18 protein-coding genes are annotated in these 18,863 nt (G+C 48.4%); 11 read left to right on the top strand and 7 right to left on the bottom strand.

The window, feature by feature from the left end:
- The first annotated feature begins 8 nt into the window (after positions 1–8).
- The 10 genes from ccoO to ttcA all read left to right on the top strand — a co-directional run bounded on the left by ccoO (position 9) and on the right by ttcA (position 8,925).
- Entirely contained in the window at positions 9–620 is a 612-nt protein-coding gene (ccoO, locus tag C9I92_RS14285; RefSeq protein ID WP_047885437.1) for a cytochrome-c oxidase, cbb3-type subunit II, read from the top strand.
- 9 nt (positions 621–629) lie between these two features.
- Complete coding sequence (locus C9I92_RS14280) at positions 630–803, top strand: cbb3-type cytochrome oxidase subunit 3 (protein WP_047885436.1); 174 nt, start codon at positions 630–632, stop codon at positions 801–803.
- Positions 804–808: 5 nt separating this feature from the next.
- Complete coding sequence (ccoP, locus tag C9I92_RS14275; RefSeq protein ID WP_047885435.1) at positions 809–1,789, top strand: cytochrome-c oxidase, cbb3-type subunit III; 981 nt, start codon at positions 809–811, stop codon at positions 1,787–1,789.
- A 119-nt stretch (positions 1,790–1,908) separates the two neighbouring features.
- The gene (locus C9I92_RS14270; protein ID WP_047885434.1) at positions 1,909–2,400 is read left to right on the top strand and encodes a FixH family protein; all 492 of its coding nucleotides are present in this window, start codon (positions 1,909–1,911) and stop codon (positions 2,398–2,400) included.
- Positions 2,397–4,793: a heavy metal translocating P-type ATPase gene (locus C9I92_RS14265; RefSeq protein WP_047885433.1), complete on the top strand. Its 2,397-nt coding sequence runs from the start codon at positions 2,397–2,399 to the stop codon at positions 4,791–4,793. Before C9I92_RS14270 ends, C9I92_RS14265 begins: the two co-directional genes overlap by 4 nt.
- Positions 4,786–4,986 (top strand): cbb3-type cytochrome oxidase assembly protein CcoS, encoded by a 201-nt coding sequence (gene ccoS / locus C9I92_RS14260; protein WP_047885432.1) that lies wholly within the window; start codon positions 4,786–4,788, stop codon positions 4,984–4,986. The genes C9I92_RS14265 and ccoS overlap by 8 nt, the downstream gene beginning before the upstream one ends.
- The gene (locus C9I92_RS14255; protein ID WP_047885431.1) at positions 4,976–5,653 is read left to right on the top strand and encodes a sulfite exporter TauE/SafE family protein; all 678 of its coding nucleotides are present in this window, start codon (positions 4,976–4,978) and stop codon (positions 5,651–5,653) included. Before ccoS ends, C9I92_RS14255 begins: the two co-directional genes overlap by 11 nt.
- A 75-nt stretch (positions 5,654–5,728) precedes the next feature.
- On the top strand, positions 5,729–6,481 hold the full coding sequence (fnr, locus tag C9I92_RS14250; RefSeq protein WP_047885430.1) for a fumarate/nitrate reduction transcriptional regulator Fnr: 753 nt from the start codon (positions 5,729–5,731) through the stop codon (positions 6,479–6,481).
- 271 nt (positions 6,482–6,752) lie between these two features.
- Positions 6,753–7,700, top strand: a complete 948-nt coding sequence (gene uspE, locus C9I92_RS14245) for a universal stress protein UspE (protein WP_047885429.1) — start codon at positions 6,753–6,755, stop codon at positions 7,698–7,700.
- Positions 7,701–7,995: 295 nt separating this feature from the next.
- Positions 7,996–8,925: a tRNA 2-thiocytidine(32) synthetase TtcA gene (gene ttcA / locus C9I92_RS14240; RefSeq protein WP_047885428.1), complete on the top strand. Its 930-nt coding sequence runs from the start codon at positions 7,996–7,998 to the stop codon at positions 8,923–8,925.
- Between the two features lie 138 nt (positions 8,926–9,063).
- On the opposite strand, the gene C9I92_RS14235 is transcribed toward ttcA, so the two are convergent.
- Entirely contained in the window at positions 9,064–10,233 is a 1,170-nt protein-coding gene (locus C9I92_RS14235) for a D-alanyl-D-alanine carboxypeptidase family protein (protein WP_047885427.1), read from the bottom strand.
- Positions 10,234–10,545: 312 nt separating this feature from the next.
- On the opposite strand from C9I92_RS14235, the gene C9I92_RS14230 reads away from it, so the two are divergent.
- On the top strand, positions 10,546–12,030 hold the full coding sequence (locus tag C9I92_RS14230) for a carboxypeptidase M32 (RefSeq protein WP_047885426.1): 1,485 nt from the start codon (positions 10,546–10,548) through the stop codon (positions 12,028–12,030).
- 163 nt (positions 12,031–12,193) lie between these two features.
- On the opposite strand, the gene C9I92_RS14225 is transcribed toward C9I92_RS14230, so the two are convergent.
- From C9I92_RS14225 to C9I92_RS14200, 6 genes are all read right to left on the bottom strand, one after another.
- Positions 12,194–12,889 carry an RES family NAD+ phosphorylase gene (locus C9I92_RS14225; RefSeq protein WP_249037525.1) on the bottom strand — a complete coding sequence of 232 codons (696 nt, stop codon included), beginning with the start codon at positions 12,887–12,889 and terminating at the stop codon, positions 12,194–12,196.
- Entirely contained in the window at positions 12,890–13,294 is a 405-nt protein-coding gene (locus C9I92_RS14220) for an antitoxin Xre-like helix-turn-helix domain-containing protein (RefSeq protein WP_047885425.1), read from the bottom strand. It lies immediately after the preceding gene.
- A 490-nt stretch (positions 13,295–13,784) separates the two neighbouring features.
- The gene (pepT, locus tag C9I92_RS14215; RefSeq protein ID WP_047885424.1) at positions 13,785–15,017 is read right to left on the bottom strand and encodes a peptidase T; all 1,233 of its coding nucleotides are present in this window, start codon (positions 15,015–15,017) and stop codon (positions 13,785–13,787) included.
- A gap of 172 nt (positions 15,018–15,189) precedes the next feature.
- Positions 15,190–16,317, bottom strand: coding sequence for an ABC transporter substrate-binding protein (locus tag C9I92_RS14210; protein ID WP_242551868.1), 1,128 nt, complete (start codon positions 16,315–16,317; stop codon positions 15,190–15,192).
- Between the two features lie 170 nt (positions 16,318–16,487).
- Positions 16,488–17,975 (bottom strand): ATP-binding protein, encoded by a 1,488-nt coding sequence (locus tag C9I92_RS14205; RefSeq protein WP_242551867.1) that lies wholly within the window; start codon positions 17,973–17,975, stop codon positions 16,488–16,490.
- Between the two features lie 165 nt (positions 17,976–18,140).
- Positions 18,141–18,845 (bottom strand): response regulator transcription factor, encoded by a 705-nt coding sequence (locus C9I92_RS14200; RefSeq protein ID WP_047885421.1) that lies wholly within the window; start codon positions 18,843–18,845, stop codon positions 18,141–18,143.
- Positions 18,846–18,863 lie beyond the last annotated feature (18 nt).

Raw genomic sequence — 18,863 nt, 5'->3', positions numbered from 1 at the left:
AACCGACAATGGCAAGTAATCGTCATGAAATTGTAGAAAAAAATGTCGGCCTTCTAGCGATTCTTATCATCATTGCTATTAGCTTTGGTGCGCTGGTAGAAATCACGCCGCTTATTTACCAGGATCAGACCACTGAGCCTGTGAAGAACCTGCGCCCATACACGGCGCTGGAAATGGAAGGACGTGACATTTACATCCGTGAAGGTTGTAACGTCTGTCACAGCCAGATGGTTCGCCCTTTCCGCTCTGAAACTGAGCGTTATGGCCACTACTCTGTTGCTGGTGAAAGTGTTTGGGAACACCCATTCCTGTGGGGCTCCAAACGTACAGGTCCTGACCTGGCTCGAGTTGGCGGTCGTTACTCTGATGACTGGCATCGTGTTCACCTGCGCAACCCACGCGCCGTAGTACCTGAATCCAACATGCCGGGTTTCCCTTGGCTGGAGGAGAATGTGCTTGACGGTAAGCTAACGTCGAAAAAACTGGCGACTTTCCGCGATGTTTTCGGCGTACCTTACACCGACGAGCAAGTTGCTAATGCCGGCGACGCTGTTAAAGGCAAGACTGAGATGGACGCACTGATTGCTTACCTTCAGTCAATCGGTCACGCAATGAAATAAGGGGGCACCATGGAAATTGGAACCATTCATAGCATTTGGACAGTCATTCTGTTCGCGAGCTTTATTGGTATCGTCCTCTGGGCCTACAGTAAACGCCAAACATCCCGCTTCGAGGAAGCAGCAAACCTGGTGTTTGCTGACGAAGAAAAAGATTTGGCAACGCGTGAGAATGACAGGAGTTAGTACGCATGACGACGTTTTGGAGTCTATGGATAACAATCATCACGCTTGGCACCATTTTTGGTATTGCTGTCATCCTTTACTGGTGTAGCAAGGACAAAATGGGTGTTGAAGAAGGTGAAGATATGGGCCACGAATACGATGGTATTCGTGAAATCAACAACCCGTTGCCAAAATGGTGGTCCTACATGTTCTGGATCACTATCGCTTTCGGCTTGTCTTATCTGTTCCTTTTCCCTGGTCTGGGTAACTACAAAGGTTTCCTTGGCTGGCAGAGCTCAGATCAGACTGTTCGCTCGGTAGAAGAATCTAAGCTTGCTATCGCTCGTGCTCAGGAAGAAAAACGCCTGAACCAGTACGCGAAAGAGCTGGATGACGCTGAAGCGCGCTTTGGTGAAACGTTTAAAACACTGGCTTATGATGCTGAAGGTAAAACCCTGCGCCCGATTACGGAAATTGCAGGTGACTCTGAAGCAATCAAAGTGGGTCAGCGTTTGTTCCTGCAGAACTGTGCACAATGTCATGGCTCGGATGCCCGCGGTCAAAGCGGCTACCCTAACCTAACTGACAATGCATGGCTGTACGGTGGCGAAGCTGAAACGATCAAAACCACTATCATGCACGGCCGTCAGGGCGTGATGCCTGCGTGGATCGACACGTTGGGTGAAGATGGTGTGAAAGAAGTCGCAACTTACGTTCTGAGCCTGTCAGGCCGTAGCGTAAACGCCAAAGATGCAGCAGCAGGTAAACAACGCTTCGTTGTTTGTGCGGCATGTCACGGTACTGATGGTAAGGGTAACCCTGCCTTTGGTGCGCCTGACCTGACGGATAACACCTGGCTGTACGGCGGCTCTCGCCGCGCGGTTGAAGCAACGATCACTCACGGCCGTCACGGCGTGATGCCAGCATGGAAAGATATTCTGGGCGAAGAAAAAATCCAGCTTATCTCTGCCTATGTCTGGGGTCTGAGCAACGAAACCAGCAAATAATTCCGCCGATACACTCAGTTACATTTTATACAAATTACTTGTAATAAAATCTGAGACTTAACGACTAGCCCCTGTTATTTTCAGGGGCTAATTCCATCTTAGCTTTAAAGGTAATCAATATGAGTAAGCCTTGGTATAAGCAGTTTTGGCCTTGGTTCATTTTCTCAATCCCTTTCATATCGATTGTCTATAGCCTGACAGCCGTCTACATCTTCTCTCAGAATAAAGTCGACTTAGTGGCAGAAGACTATTACAAGAAAGGCAAAGCCATCAATCAGGACCTCTCACGCCTACGTGTGGCTGACGCCCTCAACATAACCGCGAACATCGCCGTTGAAGGAAATGAAATTAATGTCAATTTCCAGAAAGGTGAACTGAAAGCGAACCCGAACTTGCGTGTGACTTTCACACACCGTACTCTATCAAACAAAGACTTCACTCAAATGGTCAGCGCCGATTTGTCCGGTAAATACCATTTTGAGGCTCCTGAAACCCTGGATGGGCCATGGTTTGTCGAAATCGAGCCTTTCGATGGCGACTGGATGTTGCAGGGACGCGTTAACCTACCAACGTCCGACCCGATTCCGCTGTACGGGCAGAACAAGGAATGACGAGTAATTGTTATCATTGTGGTGATCCTGTTCCTCAGGATTACCACCATCAAATTGAAATCCTGGGCGAACTTCGTGATATGTGCTGCCCGGGTTGTGAAGCGGTCGCTCAGACTATTGTCGACAGCGGCCTGACCTCCTACTACGAATACCGCACCACCCCGGCTGAAAAAGCGGATCTCGTACCTCAACAACTCCAATCCCTGCTTCTTTACGACCACGATGAAATTCAGCAGGAATTTGTACGTGAAAACGAGAATTTCAAGGAAGCCGCTCTGTCTCTCGACGGTGTGTCCTGTGCTGCCTGTGCATGGTTGATCGAAAAGCAGCTGACTCGTGAAGACGGTGTCCAGAATATTCGCGTGAACACCACCACACACCGCGCCCTGCTAACTTGGGATCCGGAAAAAACCAAACTCAGCCATTTATTAGGCGTCATCCACAAACTGGGGTATAAAGCGGCGCCGTTTGAAGCTGATGCTCAAGAGCAGCAATATCATCGCACCATGAAAGGCTATTTGTACCGGTTAGGTATTGCCGGTATCGCCACCATGCAGGTGATGATGTTGGCCGTCGCACTGTATTTTGAAATTTTTGGTGACCTTGATGCCGAATTCAAAAACTACCTGCGCTGGGTCAGCCTGATTTTTGCCACCCCGGTTCTGCTTTATTCAGCCCTGCCGTTTTACCTCAATGCTTGGCGTAATCTGAGAGCCCGAACTCTTGGTATGGATGTACCGGTTTCAATTGCTTTGCTCTTTGCATATGTCGCCAGCTTGTATGCAACGGTGGCGCAAAAAGGTGAAGTCTTTTTTGAATCGATCTCCATGTTCACCTTCTTCCTGCTGCTGGGACGTTTCCTTGAAATGCGCGCCCGACGACAAGCCGCCGCCGCCAGTGCCAATCTTCTCAAACTGGTGCCAACCATGGCTACATTGGAAGATGGCAGTCAGGTAGCCGCGAAAACACTAAAAGTCGGTGACGTTGTCACTGTTCTGCCAGGTGAAAGCCTGCCTGCAGATGGAGAGATCATTCGGGGTAGTACCGCCATTGACGAATCAATGCTGACTGGTGAGCCAATGCCGGTGCCACGCTCAGCCGGTGATCTGGTTTATGCCGGAACGATCAATGGTGACGGGAACGTCACCTTGCGTGTCACGCAGGATCGTCAAAACTCCCTGATTTCGAACATTATCCGCCTTCAGGATGAAGCCCAAAGTACTAAGCCTAAAGTCGCTGAAATTGCTGACATTGTGGCTCGTTACTTTGTCGGGATTATCCTGATTATCGCGGCTGGCACCTGGCTGTTCTGGCATCAGCACAAACCGGAAGATGCGCTTTGGATCACTCTGGCTGTTCTGGTTGCGACCTGCCCATGTGCCCTGTCTTTGGCCACACCGACTGCCCTGACCTGCGCAACATCGCGTCTGGGTCGGATGGGAATGCTTTTACGTCGTGGTCATGTGTTAGAAACCCTGTGCAACGTGAACCAGTTAGTGATCGATAAAACAGGTACCCTGACCGAAGGTAATGTCCGATTGGTTGAAACTCGCTTGTTTTCGTCAAACCTGACGGAGCAAGAGGTACTCACAACGGCGGCCGAGTTAGAACGTTTTGCCAATCACCCTATTGCCCGTGCATTTGTTGGACACCGACTGGAAGTGCCGCAGTTCAGTGATGTGGAGAACATTATTGGTAGTGGCTTGAAAGGTTCTGACCAGGGACGGGAATGGCGAATCGGTAAAGCTGAGTTTGTGCTGGAGCGTGTCGCTGCCGAACACCAACCTGCTGCTGAACAGCTGGAACAGTACCAAGTTTGGCTCAGCCGTGATGACATCTGTATCGCCGCGTTCAAGCTGGATGACCCTATTCGGGAAGACAGCCCTGAGCTGATTCAGCAGTTTCAGGCGGCCGGTATCAATGTCACTATGCTGACCGGTGATAACTCTGCAAACGCTGCCAAAGTAGCAAAGGCGCTGGGAGTTGACCATCTGGTCGCGGGAGCCTCACCAGAAGGTAAACTGGACTATCTGCACAGTCTGGACCGTCATCAGGTTGCATTGATGGTCGGTGATGGCGTCAACGATGCTCCTGTTCTGGCAGGCGCTCACCTGTCAGTGGCCATGGGTGGCGGTACCGATGTAGCCAAGTCCTCTGCCGATATGGTATTACTGGGTGACCAACTTTCCCGAATTCTCCGTGCCAGAGCGCTTGCGCTGAAAACACGCAAGATTATTCGAGAAAACCTGGCATGGGCACTGGGCTACAACGTGGTTATCCTGCCTCTGGCTGTCGCGGGCCTTGTGGCACCGTATATAGCCGTTGCCGGCATGTCAGCCAGCTCAATCATCGTTGTCTCGAACTCTTTAAGGTTGCTAAAAGAAAATGGCTAGTCTGTATATCCTGATTCCCATCGCCATCATTTTTGTCTGCATCGCTGTCGGCATCTTTCTTTGGGCCGTCCGCAGTGAACAATTTGAGGATCTCGAACGTCAGGGCTACAACATTCTGTTTGATGAAAACGACAGCGAACAGAAAGTGAGCCAGCAACACAAACCATCAAACGAGAAGTCGCGTGAACAGTGATTTTTACGCCGCTTTTGTGATTGGTCTGATGGGAGCCGGACACTGTCTGGGTATGTGCGGCGGCGTTGCTGCCGCCATTACACTCGGCATGCCCGGCAACCAGACAACCCGACGGTGGCCCTATCTGCTCTGCTATAACACAGGGCGGATTGTTTCCTACATGATTGCCGGTGCCATCATCGGAGGCGCTTTTGCCGGTATGGCCAGCTTTAGCGGTCACGCCATGGCACTGGTCAGCCTTCGTCTTGTCGCGGCATTGCTAATGATTCTGCTGGCGCTCTACATCGGTCAGTGGTGGTCGGGGGTCAGCAAACTGGAATACGCCGGTAAATGGTTATGGCGTTACGTGTCCCCCCGCGCCAAATCGCTATTACCGCTGAAATCTCCCCTGGCTGCATTGCCGTTCGGCGCGCTGTGGGGCTGGCTTCCATGCGGATTGGTGTATTCCACTCTGAGTTGGTCAGCGGTTTCAGGCAGCGCCATCTCAGGCGCGGCTGTAATGCTGGCTTTTGGTCTTGGTACCTTGCCAGCAATGTTGGCAGTCGGTACGATGGCACAACAATTACAAAAGCTGTTACGCAACCTCTATTTCAGACGAGCAAGCGCCTTGCTGTTATTGATATATGGGGTTCATACTGGTTATATCGCAATCAAACAAATTATGTAGTGTTTTTTAACTCTCGTCATAATGATTCATATTGTGTTAAAATATTGACCTACATCAAATTGGTTAGACAGGCTTATGATTTCGGACAAACTAGCAACCAAACGCGTCCAGGCTGGCGGGTGTGCAATCCATTGTCAGGATTGTAGTATCAGTCAGTTATGCATTCCTTTTACGTTGAATGAGTCTGAGCTAGATCAGCTGGATCAAATTATCGAACGTAAGAAGCCTATCCAGAAAGGACAAGAGCTCTTTAAAGCTGGCGATGAACTGAAATCGCTATACGCCATTCGTTCTGGCACCATCAAAAGCTACACCATTACCGAACAAGGTGATGAGCAAATCACGGCCTTCCATCTTGCCGGTGACTTGGTCGGTTTTGATGCCATTAACGAAATGATGCACCCAAGTTTTGCGCAATCTCTTGAAACGTCAATGGTTTGTGAAATTCCATTCGAGATTCTGGATGATCTGTCAGGGAAAATGCCAAAACTTCGTCAGCAAATCATGCGTCTGATGAGTAACGAAATTAAAGGCGATCAGGAAATGATTTTGCTGCTGTCCAAGAAAAACGCGGAAGAGCGTCTGGCAGCTTTCCTGTACAACCTTTCTCTGCGCTTCTCACAGCGTGGTTTCTCACCTCGCGAGTTCCGTCTGACCATGACACGTGGCGACATCGGTAACTATCTGGGCCTGACAGTTGAAACAATTAGTCGTCTGCTGGGCCGTTTCCAGAAATCCGGAATGCTAAGTGTAAAAGGCAAGTACATTACTATCCTGGATCACGATGCCCTGTCGGCACTGGCTGGCATTAGTAAAGATAAAGCCTAATTTTTATCTTAACTGATTGAAAAGAAGTGATATGAGCTATGAGCCATATCACTTTTTTTATGCCCGCTGCTCCCCAATTTCTCCCCTATACGTTACAGTTATTAGTACCAAATCGATTATCTCTGTAATGGATTTACCTTTAACGATATGAGGCAAATCGTTGATTTGGTAAAGCACTTTATCTGTCAGCGACTTTCTTTAGACAGGTAATATTCCTTTGGGGAACAGAGACTGGTTTCGATGCCAACACAATTTGTGTAAGGGGGCAGTTATGACCAAGTACAAGAATATCCTTGTTGTGGCCGATCCGGCACAAGATCATCAGCCAGCACTATCTCGCGCTATTCATCTCGCTCGTAAATGTGAGAACGTTAAAATTACGCTCTTTCTGGCTATTTATGATTTCTCTTACGAAATGACATCGATGCTGTCCGCAGATGAACGTCAGGCAATGCGTCGTGGCGTTGTGATGCAACGAGAAGCCTGGCTTCAAGACATCATCCGGCCATATGTCGATGATGGTTTTGATATTGAGTTGATCGTGGTATGGCATAATCGGCCATACGAGGCAATTATTGCCGAGGTTTTCAGTAAGCACCATGACTTGCTGATCAAAGCTACCCATGATCACGACAAAATCGGCTCTGTCATTTTTACACCGACAGACTGGCATTTGCTCCGTAAGTGTCCTTGCCCGGTACTACTGGTGAAAGAACACAGCTGGCCGGAAAACGGCAAAGTGATGGCCTGTGTTAATTTGGCTTCTGAAGATGAAACCCATGACAAACTCAACGATGCTATTGTTGAGGAGGGTATTAGCTTTGCCGAGCTTCTCAATGCAGAAGTCAATATCGTCAACGCTTACCCGGCTACACCTGTCAACATTACGATTGAGTTACCTGAGTTTGACCCGGCAACCTACACGGATGCGGTTCGCGGTCACCATCTGAAAGCGATGAAAGCGCTGCGACACAAACACGGGCTTCCTGAAGAGCAGACCCATGTTTTAGAGGGGCTGCCTGAGGATATCATCCCTCAGGTCGCTGAAGATCTGGACGCCGAACTGGTCATTCTGGGCACCACAGGACGAACCGGTTTATCTGCGGTCTTTATCGGGAATACCGCTGAGCACACCATAGACAGCCTTAACTGTGATTTGCTGGCACTGAAACCAGAAGGTTACATCAGCCCTCTGAGCCCGAACCTGACCGATTCATAGAGCCTTGTTACAGCGATTCTATACATAAGACCGTCAATACTTTCAATTAACGACTCAGGCCTCCTTCGGGAGGCCTTTTTCTTGTGAGTTGTGCAGCTGCTAACCTGGTGTTTTTTCATCGAACAAACGGATTTAAGTGAAAAGTTACTGGCATCTGACGAGCTAATCCGTATCATACACGCCACAAACTTTCTGCCCCATAAGCGGCAGAAGAAGACGTCCAAGGTTTCTGAACAGACGGTGAGTGTCGAAATTTACGATGTAATACGACCGTTTTGTCAACGAGAGATTGAGAATGAGCGATACTCAAGAGCTAACCAAAGCTCAGCAATACAACTTTAACAAGCTGCAGAAAAAATTACGCCGTAACGTAGGCAATGCCATTGCTGACTTCAACATGATTGAAGACGGTGACCGCATCATGGTTTGCCTGTCCGGTGGTAAAGACAGTTACGCGATGCTGGATATCCTGCGTAGTCTGCAACGTAGCGCGCCTGTCAGCTTTGAGCTTATTGCTGTCAATCTTGACCAGAAACAACCAGGCTTCCCGGAACATATTCTGCCTGAGTACCTGGATAATTTGGGCGTGGAATACAAGATCGTTAACGAAGATACCTACTCTATCGTTAAAGACAAAATTCCAGAAGGTAAAACGACGTGTTCTCTGTGCTCACGCCTGCGCCGCGGCATTCTGTACCGTACGGCGAAAGAGCTGGGTGCAACCAAGATTGCTCTTGGTCACCACCGTGATGACATGCTGGAAACACTATTCTTGAACATGTTCTACGGCGGCAAAATGAAAGGTATGCCACCTAAACTGGTTTCAGATAACGGTGAGCACGTTGTTATCCGCCCACTGGCTTACTGCCGTGAGAAAGATATTGAACGCTTCAGCGAAATGAAGGCGTTCCCTATCATTCCTTGTAACCTGTGTGGTTCACAGCCGAACCTTCAGCGCCAAGTGATTAAAGAAATGCTACGTGACTGGGACAAGCGTTATCCGGGCCGTATCGAAACTATGTTCACCGCAATGCAAAACGTGGTGCCTTCACATCTGGCTGACTTCAATCTGTTTGGCTTTAAGAGCATTAACAAAGACTCTGGTGCGATTGACGGCGGTGATGTAGCTTTTGATAAGCAAGACATTCCAGCAACACCAGTATCAAGTGAAGACGTTGCTGAGTTTGACCCAAGCCAACAACTGGATGTACTTCAGGTAAACTGATTTTTATCCAGGTCATTTTTCCTGATATTAGGGAAATGGCAGCGAAAACAAAATAACAAAGAGCCGCTAATGCGGCTCTTTCTGTTTCTTATCGGTGTAATTACATCAATAGTGATGAGAAATAGTAACCGACTGTAATTATTTGAACAGGTTGACAAAGAAAAGCTTAATGTAGTCGATCAGTCGGCTGAACAAGCCGCCCTGTTCAACAGACTCTAACGCAACCAACGGAGCCTGGGCGATTTCGGTACCATCAACCTGATAGAAAATCTTACCCACGATCTGCCCCTTTTCAATCGGCGCAACCAGTTCCTGAGTCAATTCAACACTTGCCTGCAAGTTCTTGGCATCATTGCGTGACAGTGTCACGAAAGTATCAGACTGTGTCCCCAGCGCCAATGTATCGGCAGTCCCCATCCAAACTTTCTCGGTCAGAACCGTGGTACCTTGCTTATGTGGCGATACGGTTTCAAAGAAACGGAAGCCGTAATTGAGCAATTGTTTGCTTTCCGCCTCACGGGCTTTCTTGCTGCTAGCGCCCATTACGACCGAAATTAACCGCATATTGCCGGATGTCGCGGACGTTGCAAGGCTGTACCCGGCGCCACTGGTGAATCCGGTTTTCATGCCATCCACATTCAGGCTGCGGTCATACAATAAGCCATTACGGTTGTGCTGGGTTATCTTGTTATATGTGAAGGATTTTTCGCTATAGAGCGAATAAATATCAGGTAAATCCCGAATAATCGCTTGCCCCAACAGAGCAATATCATATGGCGTCGAATACAGTCCATCACTGTCCAGCCCGTGCGGATTAGTGAAAGCAGAATTGGTCATATTCAGTTTCTGTGCCCAACTGTTCATCAGGCTGACAAACGCCCCTTCCGACCCTGCCACATGCTCGGCAATGGCCATACTGGCATCGTTACCTGACTGAATAATCATCCCTCGGTACAGATCCATCATTTTCACTTCGGTATTCACCTCAATGAACATTTTGGACGAATCCGGGAAGTTTCGGGCCCACGCATTACGGCTGATGACGACCACGTCATCTTTACTGATATTCCCCTGCTTCATTTCCTGACCTGCGACATAACTGGTCATCAGTTTGGTCAGGCTGGCCGGGTTGAGTTTTGAATGCGCATTTTTTTCTACCAGAATTTGTCCGGTGTGGTAATCCATCAACACATAGCCTTTTGCTCCGAGTACCGGGGCATCAGGAATCACGCCAGGCGCTGAAAATGCCGAGGCAGAAAGCAGCATGCTGCCGGCCGCCAAAATGCGATAAGTTTTATTGAAAATCATCGTCTTGTTTCGCCATTAGTGGTCAATTACACAGCAGTATATCGAAGATAAATGTCATATCATGTGACCTTTACGAAGTCTTACGTTATTGTAAAAAACGTTACATCTCCCCCCAGTATTCAGGTACCAATTGACACATCCTACATCGGTTTATTGAGACTTCCACCGCATCGCTCACACCGTTTGAACAAGCATTAAAATGCTGTTGCACAAGAAATTCTTTCCCTGCACTGTTATGCTTTGGGAAATGCGGTTATGCTCAGATTGAGTGGTATAATCTGATGCCGATACGAGTCAACAAAAGGATAGGTAATGACTTTTTATCAAAAACTAGCACAACATCATAAGAAACTGTCAAAACTTGACCACTTAGAGGCCATCTGCGGCTGGGATCAGGCAGCAATGATGCCTGAAGGCGGTAATACTGCTCGCTCTGAAGCGATGGCAGAACTGGCAGTGATCAGTCACGAGCTGGCAACCGCACCATATCTGGCAGAGTGGTTTGAGCGCGCAGAGCGCGAAACGTTGACCGCAGAAGAAAAAGCCAGCTTGCGTGAAATGAAACGTCAGTGGCAGCAACACACGGTTGTACCAGCCGACCTGGTTGAAGAAAAATCGCTTGCCAGCTCGACCTGTGAGCATGCCTGGCGGTCACAACGTGCTCAGAATGACTGGCCGGGCTTTAGTGAAAACCTACAAAAGGTTGTCGAACTGGCGCGCCGTGAGGCTCAAATTCGTGCTGAGGCAACAGGTCTCAGTCGCTACGATGCCCTGCTGGATCTCTATGAACCGGGTATGTCCACAAAAGAACTGGACGCACTATTTGCCGATGTTAAGTCATGGCTGCCTGAGCTAATCAGTCAAATCCGAGAAAAACAGACTCACGACCAGATTATTCAGCCTGTCGGTCCTTTCCCGGTTGAGCAGCAAAAGCAGCTCAGTCTGGCAATCATGGATAAGCTGGGTTTCGATTTTAATCATGGACGACTGGATGTCAGCGCTCACCCGTTTTGTGGCGGTGTGCCAACGGATGTTCGTATTACAACACGCTATGATGAGAATGATTTTACCAGTGCCCTGATGGGGGTTATTCATGAAACAGGCCATGCCCGTTATGAACAAGGGCTGCCGGTTAAATGGGCCGGATTACCGGTGGGTAAAGCACGTTCCATGGGGATTCATGAGTCCCAAAGCCTCTTCTTCGAGATGCAGCTCTCTCGCAGCGAGGCTTTTATTGGTATTCTTGCTCCTCTTGCTGCAGAAACATTTGGCCGCACTGACGATCCAGCCCTGACGCCGGAAAACATGACGTTGATTAATACCCGAGTCAAACCAGGCTACATTCGCGTTGATGCGGATGAAGTCACCTACCCGGCTCATGTCATTCTGCGTTACGAAATCGAACGAGATCTGATTGAAGGCAACATTGAAGTCGCGGACATTCCTGAGCTGTGGGACAAAAAAATGTCTGAATACCTTGGTCTTAATACCAAGGGGAATTTTACTGACGGCTGTATGCAGGATATTCACTGGCCGATGGGTAGCTTCGGTTACTTCCCGTCTTATACGCTGGGTGCCATGTACGCGGCACAATTTATGGCGGCAATGCGTCGTGAAATGAACATTGAAAACCTGATTCGAGAGCGTAACCTGCAACCTATCTTCAACTGGCTGGATCGCCATGTCTGGAAACGTGGCTCTACGGTATCAACCAGTAAAGTTCTACAGGATGCGACCGGTGAAACGCTCAATGCCCAATTCTTCAAAGAGCATTTGGTTCATCGCTACCTGAAATAAACGCCAGCGACGATATTTGTTACTAAAAAGCCGCCGTGATAACCCCTCACGGCGGCTTTCTCTTTATATGCTTGTTTACGAAGAGACCCCAACCAAAAACGAATACACTGCATAAGAGACTCGAGATCATGCTGGCGACAGCAAACACAACGCGGTTAGGCGATCAGACCAACTGCATTTCAAAAATCGAGTTAACAGATGTGCCATTCCACTTATATGTGTAATGACGACTCTGGCAAACCTTGCTGACCAGGTTTGGCTTAAACAGTGCAAAGCAGCTGTGCCCCTGATGACGTACCGATTGATAAACCAAACCGTCTTTACTTTGCGATTTAATGCTGCAAGCCAGTGCTTGGGATTGGGCGTAGTTCGTCGGGTGGTACAGCCCGGAGTCCAGATGCGACTGCTCACGAATATCGACCAAATCCGCATTGAACCAGGCTTCAATACAGCGCATCTGAATGTCCTGAGCAGGCTCATTGGTGTATCCCATCACCCGTTCCATATGATGTACCGTTTCTTTAATGGCTGTATTCACTTCCGGTGACGCGTAGTAAACGCCAAAATCAGCCGTGTTAAACCTCGCCCCGTCCGGGTTAACATGTGTGAACGCAGCCATCACATAGCTGCAATGCGGAATACCAACCAGCCGCTCTTCTGCCGGTATACGCCTAAAATCACCGGTTTCTTCTGCCAGCCTCGGATTAGTCAGTGCCTCAATTGCAAACACAGCTTCCAGCTGTTCTGCATCTGCCACATCTTCATACAGATTGATTGGCGGATATTTTGACGGAATCAGGCGATAACAATGCTGATTATTAAAAGACGTCAGCGCGATTGTTTTTTCATCCATGTCCATTTACGACTGCCCGCCTCGCCATGCATTGAGCCGTGAAGCCACCTGATACAAATCGACCACTTTACCCTCACACATCACATCCATCGCGGAACGACCAGCAAAAAACGGATGGCTATTCGATTTCTGCACCCAGTGATAAACACTGTCTTCGGCAGTAAACATAATCCGCAGGCACTTATGAATGTTGAGGATATAACTCATTCTTTCCAATAGATCTTTTGAGACCTTGGCAGATTCTGGGTGTGTGCGGTATTTATTCAGCGTGGAACGACTACTCAGCCCAAGCAATGCCATTTGCTGCTGCTGGCTGCAACACCATTTATCCAGAATATTAAACACCACAGGCAGGACTTTATTCCCTACATCTGTGAGGTCTTGCGAACTTGCGCGATGCGTTGCATTCATCTTCTGGCCCTCATAACTTAGCCAACTCTCAGTGGGTCATCAGACCTATCACCGGATACACACATGTATATTTATGGACAAACTTAGCACATAAGTGTTTTTATATCAAAGCAACCATATCAAAGTGCATTTATCAAAGCGCACTTATCAAAGTACGTATATCAAAATGCTCCATTCATACAGACTCTATGTCTTAACTCGTATCAGTACGTAATTTCTTACTCAGAAATGAGTCTGAAATTTAGATCGATCAGCCGGGGAAATCATTCAGGCACTCAGGTCATTGACGTCCATATATGAACAATATAGTGATTTTTCTCCTGATTGAGCCCTTCTCAGCGCATTGGCATACTGATAGGTGTCAGCTCAGGCAACTAACCACAATGGCGGATGATGCACAAAAAAGCCCCGGCGGAACACGCCAGGGCTGTAAAAAGTGACAAATTCTGGGGATTGATAAAAGCTGACGGCTTATACCGCTAGCAGAAAACTAGCGCCGATAAGCACTGGCCGTATTTTCAGCCAGTTTAACAATTACCTCGACCGCCTTTTCCATTCCTTCCAGGGTAATAAATTCATGAATACCATGGAAATTATGGCCGCCAGTAAACAGATTCGGACATGGTAAGCCCATAAAAGACAGACGTGCACCATCTGTCCCGCCTCGGATAGGCTTGATCAGTGGCTTCACATCACATTCAACCATCGCCTGTTTCGCCAATTCAATGATGTGAGGATGCGGCTCCACCATCTCTCGCATATTGCTGTAATTATCGCGAAGTATCAGTTCGACTCGCCCTTTTTTCAGTTCGCTGTTCAGTGCTGCGACCTGCTGCTCCATGAAAGCTTTGCGACACGCGAGCCCCTCTTGGTCAAAATCACGCAGAATATAATGCAGTTCAGTGCGAGCCACTGATGACGTCATGGTCGACAGGTGATAGAAACCCTCATACCCTTCGGTGGTTTCAGGCGTTTCATCAGCAGGCATCATCATCTGAAAACGAGCCGCAATATTCATGGCATTCACCAGCTTGTTTTTTGCGGTACCCGGATGAACACTCACGCCATGACAGATCACTGTGGCTGCAGCGGCATTGAAGTTTTCATATTCCAGTTCACCAATCGGGCCACCATCGACAGTGTAAGCCCATTGTGCACCAAATTTCTGCACATCAAACCTATCAGCACCACGGCCAATTTCTTCGTCTGGCGTAAAACCAATGCAGATGTCGCCGTGCTTAATTTCAGGATGCGCTATCAGATACTCAATCGCGGTCAGTATTTCAGCAATACCGGCTTTGTTATCCGCCCCCAACAGGGTTGTCCCGTCTGTCGTGATAATGTTGTGGCCATGCAGACCGTTCAGCTCCGGATACTGGATCGGCGACAGCACTTCATCGCCGATGCCCAAGGCGATATCGCCGCCCTGATAGTTTTCCACCAGTTGAGGGTGTACATCTTTTCCCGACGCGTCCGGTGCGGTGTCCATATGGGCGATAAAACCAATTGCCGGCACGGGATAATCTACATTTGCCGGTAAGCGGGCCATCAGATACCCATTACTGTCCAGATCTACGCCAACAAGCCCCAGATCTTTAAGTTCCTGCTCCAGATAGCGGGCAAGAGTTAGCTGTCCCTCGGTGCTGGGACACTGTGAATTAGCGGGGTTAGATTGAGAATCAATGCTGATGTACTGGAGAAAACGCTCAATTAAGTTATCCATATCCCACTCTGCCTTGATAACTGCCATTTATGGACGTCAAGTATCAGGGGATAAGGCACCAAATGAATTGCGATGAATCAGTTTTTAGTGAACTAATTGCGTAAAATGACTTCGCTCTCAAATCAGATTGTTGCCAACTGTTCAGGAAAAATAACCACAAACTCCACTTTGGTTACAGGTTGATCTGGCTCGCCCCCAGATTTTTCATATGCGCGATGACACTTTCTGATGTCACCGATGCATGATTGAAAAAACGGTACAGCTCACTACTTACCGCCTTTTGAATCACCGGACTGACCGCCATCGAATCGATCATGCTTGGAATTAAGGCATGAGTTGATGCAGCGTACTGGAAGTCTGTCATAGACTGTCTGGCACAATGATTGAAACCATTCAGTTCAATGCCCTGCCAGGCAGGAATACCGCCTTTTACCTGATTGAAACGCTGTAAAAAATCGGGGGAAGCAATCCGCTCAGCCAGTTTATTCGCATCATGGCTATCAAGTTGCTGAGTATGGAACAACGCGAAGCTGTCCATGTTATAAATAAACCCCGACTCTTTGGACGGTACCGGATAGCAGGAAATACCTAACGGCAATCGCCCGTTCAGGGCCATTAACTCGCCAGCCACCCAGTCTCCGGTGATCTGAAACGCCCGCCGTCCGGCCATCAGATCTTGTGTTGCGACGTCCCAGGACTGATTACTGAGATCTTCTGCAACAATGTCACTGATCTCGCGAAACAGCGCTAATGCCTGTCGGGTCACGTCACTGTCAATGGCCTTCGGATCCAGTTCGATAAACGCTTGTCGATAGTAAGCCGAACCGCCCAATCCAAACGCGATATTTTCAAACAGCTGCACAATCTGCCAAGGCTCGTTACCAATTGCCAGAGGGGAGACGCCACGACTTTTTAATGTGTGGAATGCCGAGATAATCGCGGGCCAGGTTTCTGGCATTACGATTCCGTGACGATGTAACACATCAGTATTTACCCACAGCCAGTTCAGGCGGTGAATTGTTACCGGTATCGCAACAAACCGACCTTCAAATTGATGAATATCCTTGACCAGCGGCAGCAGTTTTTCGTGCCATCCGCCGTTTTCAGCCGCGCGATTGAGTTGATGAAGAAACCCCAGCGCCGCCCAAGATTTAATCGCGGGCCCCTCGATTAACGCCATTTCCGGTGGATTACCGGCTATAGCTCTGGCCTGTAGAATCGCTTTGGCTGTCGCGCCACCGCCGCCTTCTATAGGAACATTCGCAAGAGCAATATCAGATTCAGACAGTGTTGTTTTCACACTTTCCGCAGCTTTAGTTTCCCCTTTTGACGTCCACCAATGAAGAAAATGGATATCGGCGCTGATCGTTGTCGCTGTTGCAGCCGTTGACCGCATTGGCAGTAATAGAGTGAAAACTAGAGAGATGCACAACTGTGCAGTAGGCCGAGACAATAGCCTGATAATCCGTTTCATGAATTCCTCGATAACGTCAACTCAACAATCAGCCCCTGAGCAGCATGATTTTTCAGAACCAAATCCCCGCCCTGCGTACGGGCAATGCTTCTCGCAATGGTCAGCCCCAACCCAGAACCGTTCGCATCCTTCCGGCCGGCGCGGCAATAAGGTTCAAAGACCTTTTCCTGCATTTTTTTCGGAATACCGGGACCATAATCCCTGAAAGTCAGTAAAATGGAGCTCTGTTGTTCACAAACATCGATTTCCACTCGCTCACCATATTTCACCGCGTTCTCGACCACGTTGAAAATGCAGCGTTTGAGGGCCAAAGGCTTCGCTAAGATGGAAACTGGTTGCTCACACCGGATATTTACACTGGGAAATAGATTACCCCATGAATTCAGGGTGCAAGACTCCAGACGGCAATTACGCTCAGCTAGCTGATTAAAATACTCAGCACAATCACCAAGTAACGTTTGTAAGTCCAGCCACTCTGACTCTTCGTGGATATTTGTCTCCCGCAAGCACTGCAAAGCCCCAGTGAGCATAATATCGACCTCATTGAGCAGCTTTTCGAACTGCTTTTTGGTTGTGTCGTTTTCCAGCATCTCGGTACGAAGCTTTAAACAGGCCAGCGGGGTTTTCAGGTCATGTGACAATGCACTGAACAACATTTCTCTGTCACGAATATAGGCTTTTACCCGCCTGCTCATCTTGTTAAAGGCATGAATAGCACTGCGCGTTTCATTGCTCCCGCTTTCTTCAAGCTCAGGCAGGCTCAATGGCGAGCCTGTCAGCGCTGCCGCCTTGGCCAGTGATTTCACCGGCTTCAGTTCCCGACGGATAATTTGCGAAATGCACATCATCAGCATGACCGATGCCAGAAACAAAAAGATTAATTGCCGCTGACTGATAATCGGCTCGGTTAATACGCTTTCGGGTAGCGGTATGGCAGAGGCGATGTAAAACCACTCATTTTCAGCCATTTCTAATTGCATCACCAAAATCGGCAAATCAAGCTCGCCCAGAGACAAACTGTAACGCGTCCAGATTTCCGGTAACTCAGACAGTCTGATCCCCGAATTAAATAACCGAATATTGTCTTTATCGGTAATGACAACCCTGACATTGCTTAACCCGCTAAATTGATTCGTGATTGCCTGTTCAACGAAACCGGTCAGTTTGGGTAACAGGGAAATATCCTGGATAGGATCGATGTTGAGCGGGTTTTGGTTAATCGAAATGAAAAAACGTGTACCACTCGACTCTCGCAATTGATTGAGGATTAAGTGACGATAATTTTTGGGTAACGACTCGAAATACAAGTAAGTTTCAGAAGCTGCTTCTGCGACATTCATCAGTGTATGCTGTGCACTGGCCTCTCGCGAAGCGGCCGAAGTCTGGTACCAGATCACCCCTGCCAACAGTTCCGCGACCAGTATGGCCCCGAACAATGTAATGCCAATACGGAAGGTAATAGATTGGTAGAACTTCCCTCTCACATCCATGCTCTCCGTTATTACCGCGTTTTAATACTGTTTTAAATCAAGCTTTCTTACCAAGCTTTATGATTGCGGTTGCAAAACAAGTAGCGATAAGCCATTCCCTTTATCGCTTATCCCTATATGGTTTATCTCTGTATACCGTATTAGTTACAACCAAACGGGCTAGCAGTCTGAAATGTGTTCCAGAGCCAGCATATAGCCCTTGTTGCGAACGGTCAGAATCAGGGTCCGATCTTCATCCCGAAGATGCTTGCGTAACCGACTTATCTGAACATCAATGCCTCTTTCCAGCGGATCAACATCCCGCCCCCAGACAAACCGAGCGATATCATCACGACTGACGGTTTGGTTCATGTGCTGCAGCAGAAAACTGAGTAAAGAAAAATCCGCGCCTGACAATTGGATCGTATCGCCATCAATATGAATAAGCTGCCGTTTGACGGTCTCAAACGTCCAGTCCAAAAAGCGAATACGGCGACTTAACGCGCCTTCCGAGCGATACTGGCTCCGCCTTAACAGGGCTTTAATTCTTGCCAGCAGTTCTCTCGGGCTGAAAGTTTTAGTGATGTAATCATCGGCACCGACTTCCAAACCCGCAATTCGATCGATTTCATCACAGACGGCGGTCAACATGATAATGGGCACGTGTGAGTGCTGGCGGATCTCCCTGCATAGAGTGAACCCGTCATCACCGGGAAGCATAATATCCAGAACAATCAGATCAGGCTGATGCTGTTGCAGGACCTTCCACATCTCATCGCCATCTTCGGCGGTAAACACGCGAAAACCAGAACGCCCAAGATATTCACTGAGTGCATCCCTGATATCTTCACTATCGTCGACCACTAATATCGTTTTTGACTGCAAAACTTTCTCTCATCCTGA

Source organism: Photobacterium ganghwense, from assembly GCF_003025595.1.
Classification (GTDB): domain Bacteria; phylum Pseudomonadota; class Gammaproteobacteria; order Enterobacterales; family Vibrionaceae; genus Photobacterium; species Photobacterium ganghwense.
This window is presented reverse-complemented; position numbering and strand designations above follow the sequence as displayed.